The sequence below is a fragment of the Pandoraea sp. PE-S2T-3 genome (assembly GCF_002179965.1).
Taxonomy (GTDB): domain Bacteria; phylum Pseudomonadota; class Gammaproteobacteria; order Burkholderiales; family Burkholderiaceae; genus Pandoraea.
In genome coordinates this window covers 24,213-45,463 of sequence record NZ_NGUQ01000033.1, presented here as the reverse complement: position 1 = coordinate 45,463, position 21,251 = coordinate 24,213, and the positions used below count along the sequence as shown (strand labels likewise).

Annotated in this window: 21 protein-coding genes and 1 pseudogene; 2 read left to right on the top strand and 20 right to left on the bottom strand. The window is 64.0% G+C overall.

Features of this window, described 5'->3' with window-relative positions; translation table 11 throughout:
- Window positions 1-16: 16 nt before the first annotated feature.
- From dxs to CDV46_RS26895, 9 genes and pseudogenes are all read right to left on the bottom strand, one after another.
- Window positions 17-1,933, bottom strand: coding sequence for a 1-deoxy-D-xylulose-5-phosphate synthase (gene dxs / locus CDV46_RS19130; RefSeq protein WP_087724254.1), 1,917 nt, complete (start codon window positions 1,931-1,933; stop codon window positions 17-19).
- A 22-nt stretch (window positions 1,934-1,955) separates the two neighbouring features.
- Window positions 1,956-3,029, bottom strand: a complete 1,074-nt coding sequence (locus tag CDV46_RS19125) for a 2-aminoethylphosphonate aminotransferase (protein WP_058379714.1) — start codon at window positions 3,027-3,029, stop codon at window positions 1,956-1,958.
- A gap of 40 nt (window positions 3,030-3,069) precedes the next feature.
- A complete protein-coding gene (gene aepY, locus CDV46_RS19120; RefSeq protein ID WP_087724252.1) occupies window positions 3,070-4,248 on the bottom strand; it encodes a phosphonopyruvate decarboxylase in 1,179 nt (392 codons plus the stop codon).
- On the bottom strand, window positions 4,241-5,938 hold the full coding sequence (aepX, locus tag CDV46_RS19115) for a phosphoenolpyruvate mutase (RefSeq protein ID WP_058379712.1): 1,698 nt from the start codon (window positions 5,936-5,938) through the stop codon (window positions 4,241-4,243). The genes aepY and aepX overlap by 8 nt, the downstream gene beginning before the upstream one ends.
- Window positions 5,935-6,699 carry a phosphocholine cytidylyltransferase family protein gene (locus CDV46_RS19110; protein WP_058379711.1) on the bottom strand — a complete coding sequence of 255 codons (765 nt, stop codon included), beginning with the start codon at window positions 6,697-6,699 and terminating at the stop codon, window positions 5,935-5,937. Before CDV46_RS19110 ends, aepX begins: the two co-directional genes overlap by 4 nt.
- Before the next feature lie 15 nt (window positions 6,700-6,714).
- Window positions 6,715-7,737 (bottom strand): flippase-like domain-containing protein, encoded by a 1,023-nt coding sequence (locus tag CDV46_RS19105; protein WP_087688486.1) that lies wholly within the window; start codon window positions 7,735-7,737, stop codon window positions 6,715-6,717.
- Window positions 7,738-8,553: a HalD/BesD family halogenase gene (locus tag CDV46_RS19100; RefSeq protein ID WP_087724608.1), complete on the bottom strand. Its 816-nt coding sequence runs from the start codon at window positions 8,551-8,553 to the stop codon at window positions 7,738-7,740.
- Between the two features lie 27 nt (window positions 8,554-8,580).
- A pseudogene (locus CDV46_RS27720) lies at window positions 8,581-9,282 on the bottom strand (CDP-alcohol phosphatidyltransferase family protein); the annotation flags it as partial.
- Window positions 9,283-9,444: 162 nt separating this feature from the next.
- Window positions 9,445-9,672, bottom strand: coding sequence for a hypothetical protein (locus CDV46_RS26895; RefSeq protein ID WP_140413425.1), 228 nt, complete (start codon window positions 9,670-9,672; stop codon window positions 9,445-9,447).
- Window positions 9,673-9,703: 31 nt separating this feature from the next.
- On the opposite strand from CDV46_RS26895, the gene CDV46_RS19090 reads away from it, so the two are divergent.
- Window positions 9,704-10,459: an SDR family oxidoreductase gene (locus CDV46_RS19090; protein WP_087688762.1), complete on the top strand. Its 756-nt coding sequence runs from the start codon at window positions 9,704-9,706 to the stop codon at window positions 10,457-10,459.
- Window positions 10,460-10,589: 130 nt separating this feature from the next.
- Here the strand turns inward: CDV46_RS19090 and CDV46_RS19085 are convergent, their stop codons facing one another.
- From CDV46_RS19085 to CDV46_RS19040, 10 genes are all read right to left on the bottom strand, one after another.
- The gene (locus tag CDV46_RS19085) at window positions 10,590-10,937 is read right to left on the bottom strand and encodes a hypothetical protein (RefSeq protein WP_087688485.1); all 348 of its coding nucleotides are present in this window, start codon (window positions 10,935-10,937) and stop codon (window positions 10,590-10,592) included.
- Window positions 10,938-11,129: 192 nt separating this feature from the next.
- Entirely contained in the window at window positions 11,130-11,480 is a 351-nt protein-coding gene (locus CDV46_RS19080; RefSeq protein WP_087724250.1) for a cupin domain-containing protein, read from the bottom strand.
- A 71-nt stretch (window positions 11,481-11,551) separates the two neighbouring features.
- Entirely contained in the window at window positions 11,552-12,391 is an 840-nt protein-coding gene (locus tag CDV46_RS19075) for a siderophore-interacting protein (protein ID WP_087724248.1), read from the bottom strand.
- Complete coding sequence (locus tag CDV46_RS19070) at window positions 12,391-13,026, bottom strand: PadR family transcriptional regulator (RefSeq protein WP_254916120.1); 636 nt, start codon at window positions 13,024-13,026, stop codon at window positions 12,391-12,393. The genes CDV46_RS19075 and CDV46_RS19070 overlap by 1 nt, the downstream gene beginning before the upstream one ends.
- A 271-nt stretch (window positions 13,027-13,297) precedes the next feature.
- The gene (locus CDV46_RS19065; protein WP_441339343.1) at window positions 13,298-14,104 is read right to left on the bottom strand and encodes an amino acid ABC transporter ATP-binding protein; all 807 of its coding nucleotides are present in this window, start codon (window positions 14,102-14,104) and stop codon (window positions 13,298-13,300) included.
- Entirely contained in the window at window positions 14,101-15,027 is a 927-nt protein-coding gene (locus CDV46_RS19060; RefSeq protein ID WP_441339342.1) for a transporter substrate-binding domain-containing protein, read from the bottom strand. The genes CDV46_RS19065 and CDV46_RS19060 overlap by 4 nt, the downstream gene beginning before the upstream one ends.
- Window positions 15,028-15,108: 81 nt before the next feature.
- Entirely contained in the window at window positions 15,109-15,762 is a 654-nt protein-coding gene (locus CDV46_RS19055) for an amino acid ABC transporter permease (protein ID WP_087688481.1), read from the bottom strand.
- 21 nt (window positions 15,763-15,783) lie between these two features.
- Window positions 15,784-16,461 carry an amino acid ABC transporter permease gene (locus tag CDV46_RS19050; protein ID WP_058379704.1) on the bottom strand — a complete coding sequence of 226 codons (678 nt, stop codon included), beginning with the start codon at window positions 16,459-16,461 and terminating at the stop codon, window positions 15,784-15,786.
- A gap of 211 nt (window positions 16,462-16,672) precedes the next feature.
- The gene (locus CDV46_RS19045) at window positions 16,673-17,137 is read right to left on the bottom strand and encodes an HU family DNA-binding protein (RefSeq protein WP_087688480.1); all 465 of its coding nucleotides are present in this window, start codon (window positions 17,135-17,137) and stop codon (window positions 16,673-16,675) included.
- A gap of 303 nt (window positions 17,138-17,440) precedes the next feature.
- Complete coding sequence (locus tag CDV46_RS19040) at window positions 17,441-18,526, bottom strand: hypothetical protein (RefSeq protein WP_087724244.1); 1,086 nt, start codon at window positions 18,524-18,526, stop codon at window positions 17,441-17,443.
- A 387-nt stretch (window positions 18,527-18,913) separates the two neighbouring features.
- On the opposite strand from CDV46_RS19040, the gene CDV46_RS19035 reads away from it, so the two are divergent.
- A complete protein-coding gene (locus CDV46_RS19035; RefSeq protein ID WP_249277568.1) occupies window positions 18,914-20,119 on the top strand; it encodes a sugar MFS transporter in 1,206 nt (401 codons plus the stop codon).
- Here the strand turns inward: CDV46_RS19035 and pagP are convergent.
- Window positions 20,095-20,793 carry a lipid IV(A) palmitoyltransferase PagP gene (gene pagP, locus CDV46_RS19030; RefSeq protein WP_087688477.1) on the bottom strand — a complete coding sequence of 233 codons (699 nt, stop codon included), beginning with the start codon at window positions 20,791-20,793 and terminating at the stop codon, window positions 20,095-20,097. The genes CDV46_RS19035 and pagP overlap by 25 nt on opposite strands.
- Between the last annotated feature and the right edge of the window lie 458 nt (window positions 20,794-21,251).

Sequence of the window (21,251 nt, the reverse complement as noted above, 5' to 3'; positions counted from 1 at the left end):
GAGACTTTCCGCAGATTTATTGCGGCGAAGGCACCGCTTCGACTTTGCCGCCAAGACGTTCGGTGAGGGCACGGCGAATCGATGCCGCGATACCCGCAGCGTCGAGGCCGACCGACGCCAGTTGCTGCGCCGGGGTGCCCTGATCGATGTACTTGTCCGGCAGTCCCAGTTGCAGCACCGGCACCTGCACGCCGTTCGCATTGAGTGCTTCGATGCAGGCGGAACCGGCGCCGCCCATGACGGCCCCTTCCTCCAACGTGACGACGAGATCGTGCGTGCGGGCCATCTCCAGCACGGTGGCGGTATCAAGCGGCTTCACGAAGCGCATGTTCACCACGCTCGCGTCGAACTCGCCGGCCACCTGCTCGGCCAGCGCGACCATCGGACCGAACGCCAGCAACGCCACGCGGCGACCCGCCGGGGCGGCGCTTTGACGGCGCACTTGGGCACGCCCCACGGGCAGCGTCGACAGACCGGTTTCCGGCGTAACACCGGGCCCCGTGCCGCGCGGATAGCGCACCGCGCTAGGGCCGTCGATGCCGAGTGCCGTCTGCAACAACTGGCGGCACTCGTTCTCATCGGCCGGGGTCATCACGACCATGTTCGGGATGCAGCGCAGGAACGCGATGTCGTAGGCCCCCGCGTGCGTGGCGCCGTCGGCACCGACCAGCCCGCCGCGATCGATCGCAAACACGACCGGCAGGTTTTGCAGCGCCACGTCGTGAATCACTTGATCGTAGCCGCGTTGCAGGAACGTCGAATAGATCGCGACGACGGGCTTGAGCCCTTCAGTGGCGAGCCCGCCCGCAAACGTCACCGCGTGTTGCTCGGCGATACCCACGTCGTAGTAGCGCTCCGGAAAGCGCTTCTCGAATTCCACCAGCCCCGACCCCTCGCGCATGGCCGGCGTGATGCCGACAACGCGTGAATCGGCCGCTGCGGCGTCGCAAAGCCATTCGCCGAACACCTGCGTGTAGGTCTTCGGCGCGGCCGTGCCGGGGGCTGCCGGGCGAATGCCTTCGCTCGGATTGAACTTGCCCGGACCGTGATACAGCACCGGATCGGCCTCGGCGAGCTTGTAGCCGCGACCCTTGCGTGTGACCACGTGCAGGAATTGCGGCCCCTTGAGCGCCTTGATGTTCTCGAGCGCGGGAATCAGCGCATCGAGATCGTGGCCGTCGATCGGGCCCAGATAGTTGAAGCCGAACTCTTCGAACATCGTGCCGGTCGGCGACACGATCGCCTTGGCGTGTTCTTCGAGCTTGTGTGCGAACTCGCGCATCGGCGCCGGGGCATTGCGCAGCAGGTTGCGCACGCTTTCCTTGCCGGCCGAGTAGAACTGGCCCGACATCAGTCGCGTGAGGTACTGGTTGAGCGCGCCCACCGGCGGCGAGATCGACATGTCGTTGTCATTAAGCACGACGAGAAAGGGCAGGTCGTCGTACACACCGGCGTTGTTCAGGGCCTCGAATGCTTCACCTGCGGTCATGGCACCGTCGCCGATCACGGCAATCGCGTGACGCTTCTCGCCCTTGACCTTGCTGGCAAGCGCCATGCCGAGCGCGGCAGAAATCGACGTGCTCGAGTGGGCCGTGCCGAAGGTGTCGTACGGCGATTCGTCGCGCTTCGGAAAGCCCGACAAGCCCTGCCACTGACGCAGCGTGGGCATCGCCTCGCGGCGTCCGGTGAGGATCTTGTGCGGATACGTCTGGTGACCCACGTCCCAAACAATGCGATCGTTGGGCGTGTCGAACACGTAATGCAGCGCAATCGTCAGTTCGACCGTGCCGAGGTTCGACGACAGATGCCCGCCGGTGCGCGACACGCTGTCGAGCACGCAGGCGCGCAGTTCATCGGCCAGACGGCGCAGATCGGCGCGCGAGAGCGCGCGCATGTCGGCGGGGGAGCGGAGAGTGGCTAGCAGATCGGCCATGGATGAACGTCCGTCCCCGCGCTTACTTCACCAACCGGGCGAACGACGCCAGCAGGCGATCGATGTCGGCCGACGTGAGGTTGCCCATCGTCGAGATACGGAACAGTTCTTTCGACAGGCCGCCTTGGCCTGCATAGATCACAAAGCCATCGGCCTTGAGCCAGTCGTGCAGACGGGGATAATCCACGCCCGCCGGCAGCTTGTAGGCGCGCAGCACGACCGACGATTCATTCGGCGGCAGCACGGCATCCATGCCCAGCGCGGCCAGTCCGGCACGGGCTTGCTCGGCGAGGGCACCGTAGTGGGCGTGGCGCTTCTGCCAGCCGCCGGCCTCGTCGAGTTCGCGCAGTGCTTCGACCAGCGCGTAGTAAGCGTGCACGGACGGCGTGAACGGCGTGTTGCGCTCGGCTTGCAGCTTGGCCAGCCGTGCGATGTCGAGGTAATACGTGCGGCTGAATGCCTTGGCGAGCGCATCCTTGCGCACCATCACGAACGACACGCCCGGCACGCCGTGCACGCACTTGTTCGCAGTCGCCGCAACGGCCACGATGCCGGAGTCGTTGAAATCGATGGCTTCGGCGGCAAAGCTGCTCACGCCGTCGACCAGCAGGTCGATGCCGCGCTCGCGGCAGGCGCGCGCGATGCCGCCCAGATCGTTCAGGCGGCCCGTGGTCGTCTCGTGGTGGATGATCGCCACGTTGGTGTACGGACGGTCACCGGCAGTGTCCAGCTTGTTGACGATCTGTGCCAGATCCGGAGCCTGCATCCATTCGAAATGGATGACGTCGTGATCGATGCGGTACTGCTTGGCGATCTGCGAGATGCGCTCGCCGTACACGCCGTTCTCCACGATCAACAGGCGGCCGCCTTCGGGCACGAGACCCGCCGTCATGCTTTCGACCGCTGCCGTGCCCGAACCGGTCATCAGCACCGGCGTCCACACCGCCGGGTCCAGACCGTAGACGGCCGTCAGGCGCGCGCGGGCTTCGTCCTGCAAGTCGAAGAACTCGGGCTCGCGGTGGCACAGATCGGGTTGCAGCAGGCTCTTGCGGACACGCTCGGTCAGGGTAACGGGGCCCGGGTTCAGTAACAGCATGGCGAAGCTTCCTCGGCGGATATTGTTATAAGGAGAACGCTCAGGCGCGGGCTTGAGCGATGTGGTCCATCAGACGCGACTTGACGGCTTCCGGCGTGACTTTCGGACGCGGCAGGCCATCGGGCGTGCCGGGGCGCGTGGTCAGGCAGGCGAAGCGCGGGCCGTCGCTCAGGCTCGCCGAACGACCGTCGAACAATTGTTCGATGACGTCGAGCGTATCGCCTTCCAGTGCGAGTGCATAGCCGCTGGCCGCCGCCACACCGGCGAACGACACCGTCGGCGAGACCGTGGCCTGCGTGCCGGTCGAGTCGTGCGACGCGTTATCGAGCAGCAGATGCACCAGATTCGACGGGCCATAAGCGCCCAGCGTAGCGAACGCACCCATGCGCATCAATGCGGCCCCGTCGCCATCGACCGCGACCACACGCAGGTCGGGGCGTGCGAGCGCCAGCCCGAGGGCGAGCGTGGTGACGCAGCCCATCGATCCGACCATGTACAACTGGTTGGCCCGGTCGTCGAGCGCATAGAGTTCGCGTCCGCAAAAACCGGTCGAGGCGAGCACCACCGTGCCGTCGAGCGGCGTATGGGCGATGACGCGCTCCAGCGCATCTCGGCGCGTCGGCAGGTCCGCCGGTGCGACACCGCGCACGAGCGATGCCGGCGCCGGCTGTGCCGGGCGCGTCGGGCGTTCGGTGGGTTGCAGCGGGAACGATGCCACGCTGCCCTTTTGCATCACGAGGGCGTAGGGGCGGCCTGTTTCGTCCATGTGACGCACGGCCCGCTCCAGCGCCGGGACAATCGCTTCCGGCTCGGTCGGGAACAGCTCCCACGGCACTTCCATCAAGTCGAGCATGGCCGGCGTGATCGGGCCCATGAGCGCATGCTGCGGCTCATCGGTGATACCGGGCTGGCCACGCCACGTCACGATCAGCAACTGCGGCAGACGGAACGTCCACGTGAGCGACGTGAGCGGGCTCACGGCGTTGCCGAGGCCCGAGTTCTGCATCATCGTCACGGCGCGCGCACCACGGCCTTCACCAAGGGTGGCGCCCGCCGCGATGGCGACCGCGTCGCCCTCGTTGGCCGCCGACAGGTAATGCAGCGTCGGGTCTTGCAGCACGTAGTTGATGAACGGCGTGAGAAACGAACACGGCACGCCGGTGTACCACGTGAAGCCGTGCTTGCGCGCGGCTTCGACGAACTGACCCGCTTCAATCACCTTGCGTCTCCGTATCGGCACCGCTGAACGGCGTCTGACCATGGGCGAAGTCTGCCGCACGGCGGAATTCTTCCATGTCGTTCACACCGCGCCAGTGGCCGTGCACGTACTGCACGTCGATCTTTGCGCCGTCGGCAACCAACGCGTTGATCAGGTCGGGCACGCCGAGCTGGTCGAAATCGGCGCGGGCCTGAAGCGTCGTGAACACGCGTTGCACTTGCGCGCGGCCTTCGCCACGCACGCCCAGCAGACCGATCCAGCGGCCGTTCGGCGTGCGCCCGGCGTCGGTAGCGTCGCCGCTGATCTTCTCGAGCAGCACTTGCTGGCCGAACAGACCGCGATCGTCGCCGGACGAGCAGTACGCGAAGTCGCGCACGCTAGCGTTGGCCGTCGTGGCGGCGGTGGAGTCGACCACCACCGTGATGTCGGCATCGCTCTCGACCAGATCGCGCACGATGTAGCTGCGGAACAGCAGGTCGCCATACGAGATGACGGTGTCGTGTGCGAAGGCATCGCCCACGCGGGCGAGCGAGGCCAGTTCGCCGGTCTCGGCAAAGCGCTCGTTGATCGCCAGCGTGATGCCGGCCGTGTCGATCGCGTCGGCACGGTAGCCGCCGACGACCGTGATGTCGTTCACGTTCTGCTTCTTGAAGCCGTCGACCAGCCAGCGCAGCAGCGGCTTGCCGGCGACCGGCAGCATGACCTTCGGACGGTCCGTCGTCACGCTCTCGAGGTTCTTGCCACGGCTCGCGGCGAGCACGATGGCCGAGCGCGGGGCGTTGGCAGCGGACAGATAGCGGTCTTCGGCTTCGGTGTACTCGTCGGCGTCTTGCAAACGGAAGATCTCGTCGACGGTCGCGATGCGGTCTTCGACGTTGATGAGCGTCTCGTTGCGATGAATCTCGGCAGCCACGGCCTGCATGGCCGACGTGGCCGAGCGAATCAGATGGTTCGCCCAGATCACGACGCTGATGCCGGCTTCGCGGAACACGTCGGTCGGCGTGCTGTAGTACTTGGTCGGCACGATCACCAGCGGGCAGCGGTTATCCCACTCGCGGGCGAATTGCACGATCTCGTCGGCACGCTTGAGCTTGCTGTGAATCAGAATGGCGTCGGCACCGGCCAGACGATAGGCCTCGGCGCGGCGCAGGGCTTCTTCCATGCCCCAGCCGGCGATCAGTGCTTCGACACGTGCCACGATCGAGAAATCGTCGTCGGCCTGCGAGTCCTTGCCGGCCTTGATCTTGCCGCAGAACTCGTCCATGTCGGCGAGCGGCTGGCGCTCGCCGCCGATGAAGCTGTTGGTCTTCGGGAAGACCTTGTCTTCAATACACACGCCGGCCACGCCGCGTTGTTCGAGCTTGCGCACGAGACGGCGCATGTTGTTGAAGTTGCCGTAGCCGGTGTCGCCGTCGAGCAGGATCGGCAGATCGCTGGCATCGGCCATGAATTCGAGGTTATCGACGACCTGCGTCCAACTGGCTTCGTTGTTGTCGCGCACGCCGAACTGGGCGGAGATCGCGAGACCCGAGGCCCAGATGCCCTTGAAGCCAGCCTCGCGCACGATGCGCGCCGACAGGCCGTTGTGGGCTTCCATCAGGAATTCGAGTTGATTGCTGCGCAGCATGGCGCGCAGTTGCGCCGCGCGCGTGGCGGTCGGAGGCAAGGTGAATGCGTCGGGAGCGTTCATTCGGACACCATCGTGAGCGGTTCGAGTTGCGGCAGCACCTGGTCGGCGGCGCGCTTCACATCTTCAGGGTAGTCAATCTCGATCCACGGGAAACCCGTGACATCGGCGGTTTCGAACTGCGCGCCACGTTCGAGCAGCAGATCGCGCACGGCTTCTTCGTGCGGCATCTTGGCGCGGCCCGATTCGACGTAATCGCGCGTGATTTCTGCCAGTCGCGTGGCCGTAGCTTCGTTGAAACGGAAGAAGCCGACCGACTCGCCTACGGTGTCGTATTCGAGGCCGACCATGACCTGCTTGCGCAGTTCGACCGGCACGCCGTCGCGCAGGCACAGCTTGACCGGCTCGTCGCCCACTTCGAAGTCGCGGTCGATGAGCAGACGGTTGGCCGTCTTGCCCGCCACCAGCGCATTGAAGATGCGTTGATCGTAGAGCACGTCGGCGTCCATCACGAGCACGTCGCCACCGGCGGTCATCGCAGCGGCGGCCGTGTGCAGCGTGAGCACGCTGCCGAGCTGATAGTCGGGGTTCAGGCAAATCTGCGGACGCGGGGTCCAGTTCAGGCGATCGAGCTCTTCGCTCACCTGTTCATGGTGAAAGCCGAGCGCCAGCACCACGTCGGTGATGCCGACCGCTGCGAGCATGCGCAGATGGCGCTCGAGCAGCGACATGCCGTCGAACTTGAGCAGGCACTTGGGCGACTGCTTGTCTTCGGGCTGGAGCAAACGCAGGCCCATGCCTGCTGCGAGAATGATGGCCCGCATGGTCGGTATCCTTCTTTAGAGCGGTGCAGTATCCGTGGCCGTGGGCAGCGACACGCCTTGTTGCGAGGCGCGCCGGCGGCGCCAGCCACGTTCGGAGAAATGCAGATAGACGAGGCCCGGTACGCCGAGCAACAACTCGCGCGTACGTTTGGCCAGAGACAGGGCCAGCGCGGCATCGGCCGGCAGACCCACGAGCGGAGCGAGCAGCAGATAGCCGCCTTCCTGGACGCCGAGCGAGCCCGGCACGAAGAACGCGGCACCACGAATCGCCTGCCCGAGACTTTCGAGCAACATGGCGTCGACCCAGCTCACCGGGTGGCCGATGAATTGCAGGATCAGCCAGACTTCGGCCGTGCCCACGATCCAGCCCACCAGACTGAGTGCGAAGCTCGCCAGCACCTGACGGCGCTGGCCGTACATGCGCTGCACGATTTCGTCGACGGCGTCGGCCCGGTCGAGCAGGGACGACCAGTCGCGCTTGGACGACATTTTCGAGAGCATGCGAAACGCCCAGCCGAAGAGGCCGCGACGTTGCGCGATGTAGAACGCGTAGAGCAGGGCGGAGATCAGTGCCGTGGCGAGCAACATCGGCACCCACAGGCCGCCGTTGCTGTCATGCGTGGCACTGATGCCGAAGACGGCCAGACCGAGCAGCGCGAAGACGATCTGCGCGACGGCCTGCAAGGTGGTGCTCACGGTAATGGCGGCGGCGGCTTCGCGCCCGGCCATCCCGCTTTGCTTCATCTGACGCACCATCGCAATCGGACCACCGATCTGACCAGCCGGCAGCAGGCTGTTGACCGACTCGCCGACCCAGCGCGTGAGAACCGCGCGGCGCAGCGAGCACGATTTCGCGACCAGCACCTGAATGGCGGCGGCGTCGAGCACCAGCGGCACGATGTGGAAGGCGGCGATGGGCAGCAACCCCCAGCCGGCCATGGCCAGCGTAGACATCACCGAGCCCGTGCCCTGCCAGATGAGCAGGGCGACGAACAGGGCGATACCGAGGGTCAGAGATACGATGGCAGTCCGGTTCATTTAGCGCTTCGTCCGTTGCAATACCTGACGAAACACTTGCCGGAAACCGAAGTAAGCGATGGCGTCCTTCATATTCGATATGAAGCGCTGCCAAGTGCCCATGCGCGGGTCGGTCACATACTCGAACGTGAGCGAGATGCGCTCCTCGTTGTCGCCGAGCGGCGTGATCCGGTGATGCAGTTTGTCCCCGTCGAAGAACACCAGCGCGCCCGGCGGATACGCCACGGCGCCATCGACTTGCGGCGCGCCCGAATTGCGCGTGTGAAGTCGGTACTCGAGCTTGCAGCTCGATTGGTCCACCACGCCAAGCAGCAGCGTATAACGGCGGCCCTTGTAGTAGGAGGTGTCATAGTGCCAGCCGATGTGATCGCCCGGACGCGTGTAGTAATACAGCGCGTACGCGTGCGGGTCTTCTTTCGGCGACGGCAGCAGTTTTTCGCCGGCCAGACGCTCGAGAAAACGCATCAGGGCAGGCGAGCGATACAACTCGGCCACGAACGGGGCAAGCTCGTCGAGCGTGTGACGGCTGACGCTGCCACCCTGTTTGTGGCCGGGCAGATAGTTGCGGTTCACGTTCGGCGTGACCGCGCGCGCAGCGGCGATCAACTGATCGGTGACCGTGCGCGGCAAGAATTTTTCGAGATAGATGAACGCGTCTTGCGACTTGAACTCGGACGTGACCGAGTCGAAGTCGATGGCGTCCATTGCACGCTCGATTTCAGCGTCGGCAGCAAAGGCGGCCGGGGCCGATGGGGCCGATGGGGCCGCCTGTGCAGGGGCAAGGGCAGCAGCGCTCGTGGCCGTCGTGTCGGTCATGTCGGTCGTGGTGTTCGTGTGGTTGTTTGTCTGGGGCTGCGCGGGCAACGGACGGCGCATCACGCGCACGTAATCGGCGACGACCAGCAAGGCGAACAGCGGTGCGCCGATGGCGGCAGCGATCAGGAAACCGCGCGTGCCGTCGAACAGCGTGACGAGCGGCATCAGATAAAGCACGTCTTCCGTCTCGAAGCCACCGACCGAGGCTTGCTTCGTGCCGGCCTTGCCCACGCGGTCTTCGATGCGCATGCGCAGGAAGAAGATCAACGCGACGGCTACACCGGCCATCCAGCCGAGCACCGATGCGGATACCGGCAGGCTGCCCGGCGCCATCGCTTCGACACCCATGCCGATGCCGCCGAAGAGCAGCACGGTCACGAACGCATCCGACCCGAGGTCATACAGATGGCCGAAACGGCTCGTCTTGCCGCTCACGCGTGCGAGTTCGCCATCGGTGTGATCGATGAAGTTCGACAGCACGAGCAGTACTGCGCCCAGGTTGGCCATCGCATAGCCGCCCTTTGCGAACGCCCACGCACAGGCCAGCCCGACGATCAGACGCAGGGTGGTCAGATGGTTCGGACTGACGCGCGTATTGATGAGCGGCGTGACCATCCAGCGGGCGAGCCGGGCGTCGTATTGACGCGGACGCGGCGGTACCGGGCGTGCAGTTTTGCTTGTGGCGGGCGCAGCAGAAGGCGCCGAAATGAGTTTCGGTATCGTTTCCATGAGGGGGGAATATATACCCATAAGGCGGTCATGTGCAGTGCACCTGAAACGCCTGTATTAACTGTGACAACGCGCGACAACGTTGGCGCTCACGGGCATTGACGCGCGTGAATTGAGACGTATTGACGCATGCGATTGGTGCCGAAGGCCGTGCTTAATACCTTAGGTTATAAGCGCGGCGAATTCGCGATTATATTCCGCAATAGTCTGTTTCGCTTTGGCACACAGTCTGCGCGTCGTTTTGACGCACTGCGTGGGAGAATGCCGCCGCAATCCGACGCAGAATGGCAAAAAACGCCGCAATTCGTTATTTTTCGCGGGATAAAACGACTTGAGTTCGGGATAGCGGCGCGCCGCGGTTACGCGGATAATGGCGATCCCGTTGGTCATTTTCGCGGTGTTATCCGACCGCATTCCCCACATGTCCCAAACGATTGCCATTCTTACCGGTGCCTCGCGTGGCCTCGGCGCGTCGCTCGCCCGTGGTCTGCTCGCTCCCGGCACGCATCTCGTCACGCTGGCACGTCGCACGGACGACGACCTTGCCGCTCTCGCCCGCGAGCAGGGCGTCACCCTTGAACAGGTGCCGGTCGACCTGTCGGATGCCGACGCCGCTGCGAGTGTTGCCGAGCGCATTTTCGCGTCGCTTCCGCGTGACGCGTCGCGTTATCTGCTGATCAACAACGCAGGGACGGTCAACCCGGTGGCGAATACGGCGGCCCTGACGGACGTTGCGGCCATTGGCGCCGCTTTCACACTCAACGTGACGGCCGTGATGGTGCTGACCGCTCGCTTTCTCGCCGCCACACAAGGCCTGAGCGCCCGCCGCCAGATCGTGAACATCTCCTCCGGCGCCGGTCGCAATCCGAATGCCGGTTGGGGCGTGTACTGCGCGACGAAGGCTGCACTGGATATGTATACGCGTGTGGTCAACGCGGAACATCGCGAGCAGGGCGTGCAAGCCGTGTCGATGGCGCCGGGCGTGGTCGATACCGGCATGCAGGAAACGATTCGCAGCAGCAGCGTCGAGAGCTTCCCGGCGTTGGCACGTTTTCAGGAAATGAAGGCCGCTGGCAAGCTGTCGACGCCGGACGACGTGGCGCGCCGCATTCTTGCCTATACCGAGCGAGACGACTTCGGTCAGACCGAGATCGACGACATCCGCAACTACAGCTAAAACAGCCAAGACGCTAATGCCCGGGCGGCGGATCGCTCACCCGGGTGCAGAAAGTCGAAAGGCACCGGCCGGCATTTGCCGGACCGGTGCCTTTTCGTTTGGGTACGAGACTTCCGCACCGACGTCGGCGTTACTGTTCCGTGCTGGTGATGAAGACACCCCCGTTGCGCTCCGGCGCAAACAGGATGAGCGTGGGTGCGTGGATGTCGAAGGCGCGTTCGCAGGCTTCGTTATAAGAGTCGAATTGCACCGCCCAAGCGCCATTTCGCACGTAGCAGTGCGTGATGGTGTCGGTACGGCGGTCGAATTCCTGCCCGAGAAACACGCCTTGGGTGTAACACCAGACGACGAAGCCGTGAAAATCGGCCTGCTCCGGGGCCCGAAACACACGCCAGCGGGCGTCGTCCCGCCCCGATTGACGCCCCGTCGCGCCAGCGGCCCAACGCTCGAACCCGTCATGCCGTTTGTGTGGCTCCATTGTTGTAATCCCCCTTTATGATGAAACGCCTTCTGAGTGTCGAGAACCGACACCCCCGGGCGTTTTTTCATAGTCGGAAGTTGTTCCCGGTATTTCCATCAGGCAATTCCGAAAAGCGGCAGGGAATTTCTCCAAAGAACTTCGACTGGCGCCTTCCCTCGGCACGCTGTCGGCCACCTCAGCGTGCCGGTCTCAGTCGTAGTGAATCGCCAGCCAGACCGTGGCTTCGCCCTGTGCCGTCCATTCGACGCGGTGACGGCGGTGCGCGGCAATGGTCACGGCGTCGCCCGCACGCAGTGTCAGCGTCTGATCGGGGGCATCGGCGAAGGCCAGTCCGGCCGAGCCGCTGAGCACCACTACCCACTCATGTTGCGGCTGGTCGTACCAAAAGCCCGGCGGCGATGCCTGACCGGTGGAGACAATGCGCTCGACGCGCATGCCCGGGCGCGCGATCAGCGTATCGAACTGCTCCGCCGCCGCCGGATCGGGGCGGGCGGGCAGACCGGCGAAAAGACAGGTGTCGGGCAGTAGTGGCGATGCCATAGTTTCAATAGGTTCCGTGCGTTCCACGCGTTCATTCATCGGACGAGGGTAGAAAGCGTACACGGCGAACGTCAGTCGTCGAGGTTCTCGTGCACGGCGGCGTCCCCGCGACGCCAGTAGGAGGCTGCCTTGACCCACTTCGGATTGAGTTCGCGCTCGCCGACCAGATGCTGACGCACGGCTTTCGCGACACCGGATTCAGCCGCGACCCACGCGTGCAGATCACCGGCAGGCAGGGTGGCGACCTTCAGTGCGTCGATCAGCGCAGTGCTTTCGCCTGCGGGCGTGCCTTCGCGGTAGATCCACTCCACCACGACGTCGGCTTCGCTCGTGAAACGCAGCCGGTCTGCCGGGCTGTCGACTTCCGCAAAAACGAAGACGAGCGCGCCCGCCGGCAACTCGGCGAGACGGCGTGAAATGGCCGGCAGTGCCGTGTCGTCACCGATCAGCACGTAGCCGTCGAAGTTCATCGGAATGACGAACGAGCCGCGCGGGCCGCCGACACCAAGACGGTCGCCCGGCTTGGCGGAGCGTGCCCACTGCGTGGCGGGACCGGATTCATGCATGGCGAAATCGATGACCAGCGTTTTGGTTTCGGCATCGAAGCGGCGCGGCGTGTAGTCGCGCATGAGGCGCGGCGCGTCGCCGGGCGCGGGCTTGCCGACCCCTTCCGGGCCGACCTGCGGCATCGACAATTCACCGGTCTCGGGGTTCGGGAAGAACAGTTTGACGTGGTCGTCGAAGCCCGGGCTGGTGAACCCTTCTAGATCATTACCGCCGAGCGTCACGCGCAGCATATGCGGCGTGACCGATTCCACGCTGCGCACTTCCAGCAGGCGCATGCGCAGTTCGTGGCGCACGCGGCGCGGCGTGCGATCGAGTGTGGCGTTCAGTGCAGCGTTGTCTTGCATCAAAGTCGCTCCAGTTGTTGTGCGGCCGCGTCGAGAATCGCGGCGAACGCGTTGGCTTGCTCGGTCGAGAGCGGCTCGCCGCCCAGACGCAAGTGAACCGCATATTTGAAGTTGTGCAGCGCGCGCATGACTTGCGGCGGCATGTCTTCCGAACGCTCGCGGCGCGTGGCCAGCCGCGCGAGCAGCTCGGTGACGGCCGCTTCGTTCTCGGCCAGGTATTCACGCCCGGCGTCGGTGATTTCGTACGATTTGCGCTGACTTTCGCCGGTGCCTTCCTGCACGCGGATGTAGCCCATCTCGTCGAGCAGTGTGAGCGTCGGATACACCACGCCGGCGCTCGGGCTGTACGTCCCGTTCACGCTTTCTTCGATGGCCTTGATGAGTTCGTAGCCGTGACGCGGTTGCTGCGCGATCAGGTGCAGCAGCACCATGCGCAACCCGCCGTGGCTGAAGAGCCGGCCACCGCCGCGTCCGCCCCGGCCACCGCGCTCGCCGCGGCCCTCGCCATCACCCCGGCTCCGGCGGCCTTCGCCGAAACCGTCGCCCATTCCTTCGCCGCTTGCGCGACGGCCATGACGCTCGCCGCGGCGCTCGTCAAAATCCATGCTATCCAAGCCCAGCGGGCCTCGGCCCATGAAATCGCCTCGTGATCCACGCATGATGCGACCCCTTCAGATGTAGTTAAGACGTGTTTACGATATATCTAAATTGCATCTAAACCAAGTTCTTTGTCGAATGACCATAAGAAAAGTAGGGGAATTCGGCGGAGGGGCGGCGCTGAAGCCGGGGCGCGTGAATGCCCCGGCGTCAATGCGGGATTGAGCGAGGGAGCGGGGAGGGGCGTAGGTGAGTCAGCGGGCGAGTACGCGGATGCGGGCCGTCGAAACGACAGCCCCGTAGCGATGGTTACTGCGCCGGATGACTCAACAACTGTCCGAGGAAGTTGCGAGTCTTCTCGTGTTGCGGCGCATCGAAGAACTGGGCGGGCGGCGCTTGCTCCACGATCTTGCCGTCGGCCATGAAGATGACGCGATCGGCCACACGGCGCGCGAAACCCATCTCGTGGGTGACGCACAGCATCGTCATGCCGTCTTCGGCCAGACCGATCATTGTGTCGAGCACTTCCTTGACCATTTCGGGATCGAGTGCGGACGTCGGTTCGTCGAACAGCATGATGCGTGGCGTCATGCACAGCGCGCGTGCAATGGCGACGCGCTGTTGTTGGCCGCCTGACAACTGACTCGGGTACTTGTGCGCCTGTTCCGGGATGCGCACGCGCGTGAGGTATTGCATGGCGAGCGCCTCCGCATCGGCGCGCGAAAGCTTGCGCGAGCGCATCGGTGCCAGCGTGCAGTTCTGCAAAATCGTCAGATGCGGGAAGAGATTGAATTGCTGGAACACCATGCCGACTTCCTGCCGGACGGAGGCCACATTGGCGCCGCCGGCCGTGAGGTCGATGCCGTCGACCACGATACGTCCGCGCTGCACCGGCTCCAGCCGGTTGATGCAGCGAATGAGCGTCGATTTGCCGGAGCCCGACGGCCCGCAAATGACGATGCGCTCGCCCGCTGCAACACGCAGATCGATCTCAGTGAGCACCTGAAACTGCCCGAACCACTTGCTCACGCCATCGAGTTCGATGATCGGTCCGGGCGATGCGTCGCCCGGGCCGCGTGCAGGATCGCTCATCTGGCTTGCATTCACGTCGCTCATTGCAGTTTCGGCAGATCGGTATCGAGCCACTTGCGGTAGAGCTTGTTCAACTCGCCGTTCGCCGTGTTGCGCGTCACGAAGTCGTTCACGGCGGCGAGAAGCTCGGGCTGGTTCTGGCGCAGCGCGATGCCCATGGACTGCTGCAACAGATTGAACTTGGGTTCGTACTGTCCCGGCGCACGCTGGCGAATCGCGCCGGCCACTGTCACCGAGCAGCCGATGGCATCGACCTGACCGGAGAGCAGTGCCTGCATGGCGGAGGCGTCGTCGTCGAAGCGGCGGATTTCCGTGCCCTCGGGCGCGGTCTTGGTGACCGCCACATCCTGCGTGCTCGCGCGCGCCACGCCGATACGCAGGCCTTTCAGATCGGCGGCGGCCTTGATGGGCGCACCGACTTTGCCGAGCAGCACGATCGTTGCGGCGGCGTAAGGCTTCGAGAATTGCACCTGTTTGGCGCGCTCCGGCGTGATGGCCAGCGACGCGACGAGCACATCGACCTTGCCCGTCAGCAGGAACGGGATGCGATTCGGCCCGGTGACCGGCACGATATTGACCTTCACGCCAAGGTCTTTCGCGAGCAGTTTGGCCACGTCGGCGTCGTAGCCGTCGGGCTGATTCTGCGCATTCGTGGTGCCGTACGGCGGAAAGTCGACCAGCATGCCGACGTTGATGGCGCCCTTCTTCTTGATGTCGGCCACGCTTTGCGCGTGCGCGGGCGTCGTGAACAGCGACAGCGTGCCGGTGAGCAGACTGCCGAGCGTGCCGCCCAGCGAACCGGCAAAACCAGCAGGCATCGCCGCGATGCCGACGGTGGTGATGAAATGGCGGCGCGAGGTCGTGGTCGCTTTCGTGCGCGGTTCGTTGGCCGGGTGCACGCGGCGCTGCGAAGGCGGCGTCGTCGAGGGAGGGGTTTTGCGCGTCATGCTGAATCTCCTTGTGCGACATCGATAGGTCGCGATCTGTCGTTCGTTATCCCGTTCAATGGTCGTTCCCGTGTCGTTCAATTACCTCGCCCATGCGCTGGCCTGTCGGCGCTCGAGCCGTGCCGCCAAACGCGACAGCGGCCAGCACAGCGCGAAGTAGAGCGCGCCGACCACTGAAAAGACCATCAGCGGCTGAAACGTGGCGTTATTGATGATCTGGCCGGCGCGGGTAATTTCGGTAAATCCGATGATGGCGGCGAGCGATGTGCCTTTGACGATCTGCACCAGATAGCCCACCGTCGGCGCAATGGCGATGCGGGCCGCTTGCGGCAGGACGACATCGCGCATTCGGTTAAACCACGACAACGAGAGTGCCTGCGCGGCCTCAACCTGACCGTGCGGCACCGCTTCGATGCACCCGCGCCAGATTTCCCCGAGAAACGCGGCGCTATTCAGAATGAGCGCGATACCCGCAGCAATCCACGGATCGATTTCCAGCCCGAGCACCGGCGCGCCAAAGAAAATCAGAAACAGTTGCAGCAGCAGCGGCGTGCCCTGAAACAGCTTGATGAAGGCGAGGGCGGCGTTGCGCAACCCGACGATGCCTGAGGTGCGGGCGAGGGCAACGATCAGGCCGAGCACCGCGCCGCCGGCAAACGCAATGGCAGACAGGGCAAGCGTCCAGCGCGCCGCTTCGACGATGAACCAGAACTCCGGCCAACCGAAAGTCCGCATCGCGTGTGCTCCGTATCGGGTTCAGGTCTGGCGACGCTCGGGAAAATCGAGCGTGCGGCGGTAGATCACACGAAAGAGCGCGGAAAACGCCAGCGAGAGCAGCAGATAGATGGCGGCGACCACGATATAGATCTCGAAGCTGCGGAACGTCTGCGATTGCAGATTGGCGGCCACCGAGGTCAGGTCGTCCGCCGAGATGACGGAGACCACCGCCGAGCTGAGCATCAGCAAGATGAACTGACTGGTGAGCGCGGGGTAAATCGCCTTGAGCGCAGGCTTGAGAATAACGAAGCGAAAGATTTCCCAAGGCTTGAGGTTGAGCGCAAGTCCGGCTTCGATCTGCCCGCGCGGAACGGCATCGATGCCGGCGCGAATGATCTCGGTGGCGTAGGCGCCGAGGTTGACGACCATTGCCGTGAGCGCTGCCGTATGCGGACTCCAGCGCAATCCGACGGCGGGCAGCGCGAAGAAAAAGAAGAACAACTGAACGAGGAAGGGGGTGTTGCGGATCAGCTCGATATAGGCGTTCACGAGCCATCGCACGGGTCCGGGGCCGGAGGTTTTGCCCCACGCGCAGACGATGGCGAGCGCCAGTCCGAGCACCATGGCGGTGGCCGACAGTTCGATGGTGATCCAGGTGCCCTTGAGTAGCAGTGGCCACGCCGCAAAGACGTCGCCGAACGCAAACGTGTAATGCAAGGAAGTCCCCCGCGAGCGCTGACGGTGCCCGGAGCGATGTTAGCGGGCGACGCACCATGCGTCCACTCAGCACAAACCCGAGCGAAATGGCGGCGTGGTGATTCGGTGGACGAAAAAAAACGGTGCCGAATCTCGGCACCGTTTGACTGCATATCGGCAAGTTTTGCGATATTCGCTGCTGCCGGTGGGGCGGCAGCGCATCGCGCAAGACTTACTGTGCAGCGTCCTTCACCTTCTTCAGCGAGCGAACCTTCACGCGCGTCGAAGCCGGCTTGGCGGCGAACTCACGTTCTTGCTTCGTGAACGGGTCGATGCCACGGCGCTTCGGCTTGGCGGCGATCTTCTGCGTCGTGACCTTGAACAGGCCATGCAACGTGAATTCGCCAGCGCCCTTCTTGTGCAGTGCGCCGAGAATGGTGTTCTCGAGCGCGGCCAGCACTGCCTTGACGGTCTTCACTTCGACAGCAGCACGCTCTGCGAGGTGTGCGGCGAGTTGCGTCTTGTTGAGCGAGTCCTTGAGCGGCGTGACCTTGTCGGTCGCTGCTGCCTTCGGTGCTGCCTTCGGTGCGACTGCCTTCTTCACCGGAGCCTTTTTAGCGGCCGGAGCCTTTTTCGCTACCGGAGCTTTTTTTGCCACAGGGGCCTTCTTAGCTGCTGCTTTCTTTGCCGTTGCCATATCGATCCAATCGATGAGAATAAGAAAGTGCCGTCGTAGAACGGCCACCCGAATGATACGTCTTGCTGCGCCGACGATTCTACCTAAGAAATCGCTTTCTGCGAGTAGTGCGCAAATTATGTTGCGCGCTTGCCGCATAAGGTTTCTCAGCGCGCGAGCCGTATTTCGAAGTGTTTTGCGAGTGTTTCGTTCGCGACGTGACACAGCGTCTTTGTCGCGTTGTGTCACTCGCGGGTTCCGCGCCGTCGTTTTTCTTTGTCTTACTTTGTCCTGAACCGGATCTGAAACTTGCCCGCAGCGCGCTCAAAAACGCTGCATCTGGCAGGTTTCGCAGCGTCCGTCGCGGTTGCACCAGGCGTCGGTGAGCGTCGTGCCATCGGCCCCGAAAGTGATGTCGTGCTTCGCGCCGTAGCTGCCGGCAAGTTGCAGACGGTCGCCCGCGAGCGTGCCTTGCACGGTGGTGTGGATGTTCGGTTCGACGTCGTCGACGTTGCCGGTAACCTGCGCGCCATTGAGCGCCAGCGCCATGAGACGTGTCATCGGCGAGCCCCAGAAACCCCACCACGGCGGTGCATTCGTGCACAGACCGCGCCAGCGGCCCGACGGATTTACCACGCGCATCGGTGTGGCGGCGGTGGCCGGCGTGGCTGCCGATGGCGGGATCGGCGGGGTGACGATGGTTGCGCCGGCAGGTGCCGGGGCATTGATTGCGGCGACGTCGCGTGCGACTTCCGGCGAGCCCGAGGTCGACGCGTTGACAGCATTCAGGCCGGCCGTGTCGCCAATGGAACTTGGCATGGGCGTCGCCGTTGGCGTGGGCGCGGCGGACGATGGCGCAGCACTTGCGGGCGCGGATGGTATCGACGACGCGGGTACGTAAGTGGTGGCGTTGTTGGCCGGCGCTGCCGGTGCGGGTGCCAGCGGCGCAGCGCTGAACGTGCCCGGCGCGCCGCTCAACCGTGCCATGTCCGGCGACAAACCGTCGTTCGGCACCGGCGTGGCGGCCGCAGCGCAGACGTGGCATGACAGGCTCGACAGGCTGTTGCGCGTGAGCGGGCGCGTGCCGAACATGCGCTGCCCGCCTTGCGAACCGTCACGCAGGATGGTGACGTAAGCGGTGTCGTCCAGCCGGTAATCGACCTTGGCGCACGACGGCGCATTGGTTTGCAGCGTGACGTCGGCCGAGTAGGCCCCGTTGCTCGCGAACACCGGAATGACCGCGACGGACGCCGAACAATCGGCAATGATGCGCGCGCAGTCGCATCCGGCGACCGGCTCGTGTGCGCTGCCACCGGCCTGCGCTTGTGCAAGACCGGCCGTAGCAAGCGTACCGAGCATGCTCGCGACGAGCCATCCTGCCGCGATACTCCATGACTTGAATCCCCGCATGACGTTTCCCCGAATGTGGCGGTGTGTCCTATGCAGCGGATAGTCAATCAAAAGGCGTCCGCTGACAAGTGTCGAACGGGTGGAAAACGCTGTAAACAAAGGGAAAATAAACGACGAACAGAGGGCGGAAATCGCAAGTCGTCGATGGATCGCGTGCCATTTCAGCGTCATCCTGATGTGACGCTTAGCGCGTGTGCGTCGCCGATCGAGCGGTCTACACTGGCGATTCGTGGCCTTGCGAGCCACAGCCCACTGGAGACATGCATGACCGTCAATCGCCCGTCCCACGTGCCCCCGCCGTCAGAAGCCGCCTCGCAACGTGCCACCAGAAGCACGGATTTATCAGGGATTCCCAACGTTCCACCCTCCGCAAAACGCGTGCTTGCGATGCTCGCGACGCTGTTCTTCGCGATGGGGTTGATCACCTCGCTCAACGACATTCTCGTGCCGCACTTCAAGGCCGCGTTCGATTTGACGTATCGCGACGCCGCGCTCATCCAGTCGAGTTTCTTCGCGGCTTACTTCGTGGTGTCGTATCCGGCCGGGCAGTACACGGCGCGAGTGGGCTATCGGCGGGCGCTGGCGAGTTCGCTCTGGCTGGCCGGTTTGGGCTGCGCGCTGTTCTTCCCGGCGGCGGCGCTGGTGTCGTATCCGTGCTTTCTCGCCGCGCTGTTCGTGCTCGCGAGCGGCATCACGCTGCTGCAAGTGGCCGTCAACGCGTATGTCGAAACACTGGGCTCGCGCGGTGAGGCAGCAAGCCGCCTCACGTTGGTGCAGGCATTCAACTCGTTGGGTACGACGGTCGGCCCGCCGCTCGCTGCGCTGTGGATTCTCGCGCCGCAGGCGGCGACGGCCACGGGACACGCGGTGGACAGCGTGCGCCTGCCGTACGGCCTTCTGGCCGCGGTGCTGATGTTGGGCGGTGTGGTGCTGTGGCGACTGACGCTACCCGAGCAACGTGCCGAAGCCACCACGCCGCCGGGGTTGATCGGCAACGTGCGCAGCCTGCTTGCGCACCGCCCGCTGCGCTACGGCATCGTGGCGCTCTTTCTGTATGTCGGGGCAGAGGTGAGCATCGGCAGCTTTCTCATCGTCTACCTGACGCATACCGATACCGGTATTACCGACCATGGTCACGCCAGCCGCTACCTTGCGTTTTACTGGGGCGGGGCGATGGTCGGACGGTTCATCGGCGCGTGGCTGCTGCGGCAGGTGTCGCCCGGCAAGTTGTTGAGCCTGTGCGCGTTGTACAACCTGCTGCTGATTCTCGCGTCGTTCGCCTTGCCGGCATCGTTCGCCATGTGGCTGCTGCTTGCGTGCGGTTTGGGCAACGCGATCATGTTCCCGACGATCTTCTCGCTCTCGGTGGGCGGTCTCGGCGCCCGTGTGAGCGAAGGCGGAGGACTCATCTGCATGGCCATCGTCGGCGGTGCCGTGCTGCCGTATCTGCAAGGCGCGCTCGCGGACGGCATCGGCGTGGTCATGTCGTTTCTGGTGCCGGCTGCCGCCTATTGCTATATCGCCGGCTTCGGTGCGTGGTGCGCACGCACATCGCCGGAACTTGGCAATCAGCCTGCTTTGCCGAACGTGTAACGGCCGAAGATGAACAGCACGTTGCCGTTGCCTTTGCCACCGGGAATATAGGTGGTCGCCACCGACGCGCGGCCCACGGCGACTTCTGCAATGGGCAGCGCGGCAGGGAACGGAAAGCCGCCGAGCGTATCGGTGCGCGACATCAGAAAGGCGGTATAGCCGAGCCCGAAACGCACGGGCCCGGCTTTCGCCACATTCCAGATCCGCCCATAGCCGATCATCGGCGACCAGTCGTTATGCGAGTCCTTGAAGACCATCGCATACAACATGCGCGAACCGTCGTTGCCATCCGAGAGCACGCGGCCGTAGCCGATACCCCACGGGTTTTCGTTGAACTGCGAGATTTTTTCGGGCGTGTACGCGAAGCGCAAATGATGCGTATGCAGCGGCACGTAGAGATCGCTCGCGCCTTCGACTGCGATATCGCGGAACTCGTCCGCAATGGCGCCCGGCCACGCGGCGATGCCACTGCGCTGGGGCTCTTCGGTGGCACGGACATCGATCGACCACGAAAGCGCCAGCGCCGTCGTCAGTGCGGCAAGTGTGGGGACGGCGCGTAGAGACGAACGCGAAGGAACACTGGCAAGACGAGACAGCGGAAAGCGTGAGGGGGGCGGTACGACACAAATCGATTGCGCGAGCCGCCCGTTGTTCTGGGGGTTCGGAGACGTCATGAGGAAAGGCGTGGGTTAGCTGTGAAAAGACGGTGGTGATAAGCCGACTAACTAGACTCGCCCCTCGTCGCGAAAGTTCGTCCTTCTGGCTAATTGGGAAGATGCCCACGCAAGAAGCGTTCGGTGACCGAACCTGCTGCTTCGCGCATAAGTGCTTTCGTATCAAGCAGATACGCCAGATATGGGCGGGTTATGCACCGGGTTGTGAACATTTTCTGTGGATAACCGTGGGCCACACCATCCGGAGGCGGCCGTGTCGACAAACGTGCCACCGCGGCCATCACCTGCCTCGACATTGGCGCATCTATTGCGCGCCGCACTTTTTCCTCTTCGCATCAAGCACTTGAGATAGCTATCCGCAAGTTGTCCACTGGCTTGCAAACAAATTCTGTGGATAACGTTACCCCGCCGAAACACGCGTCGTGCCTCGATTTGCAGCGATTGGCACAACTTTCGCG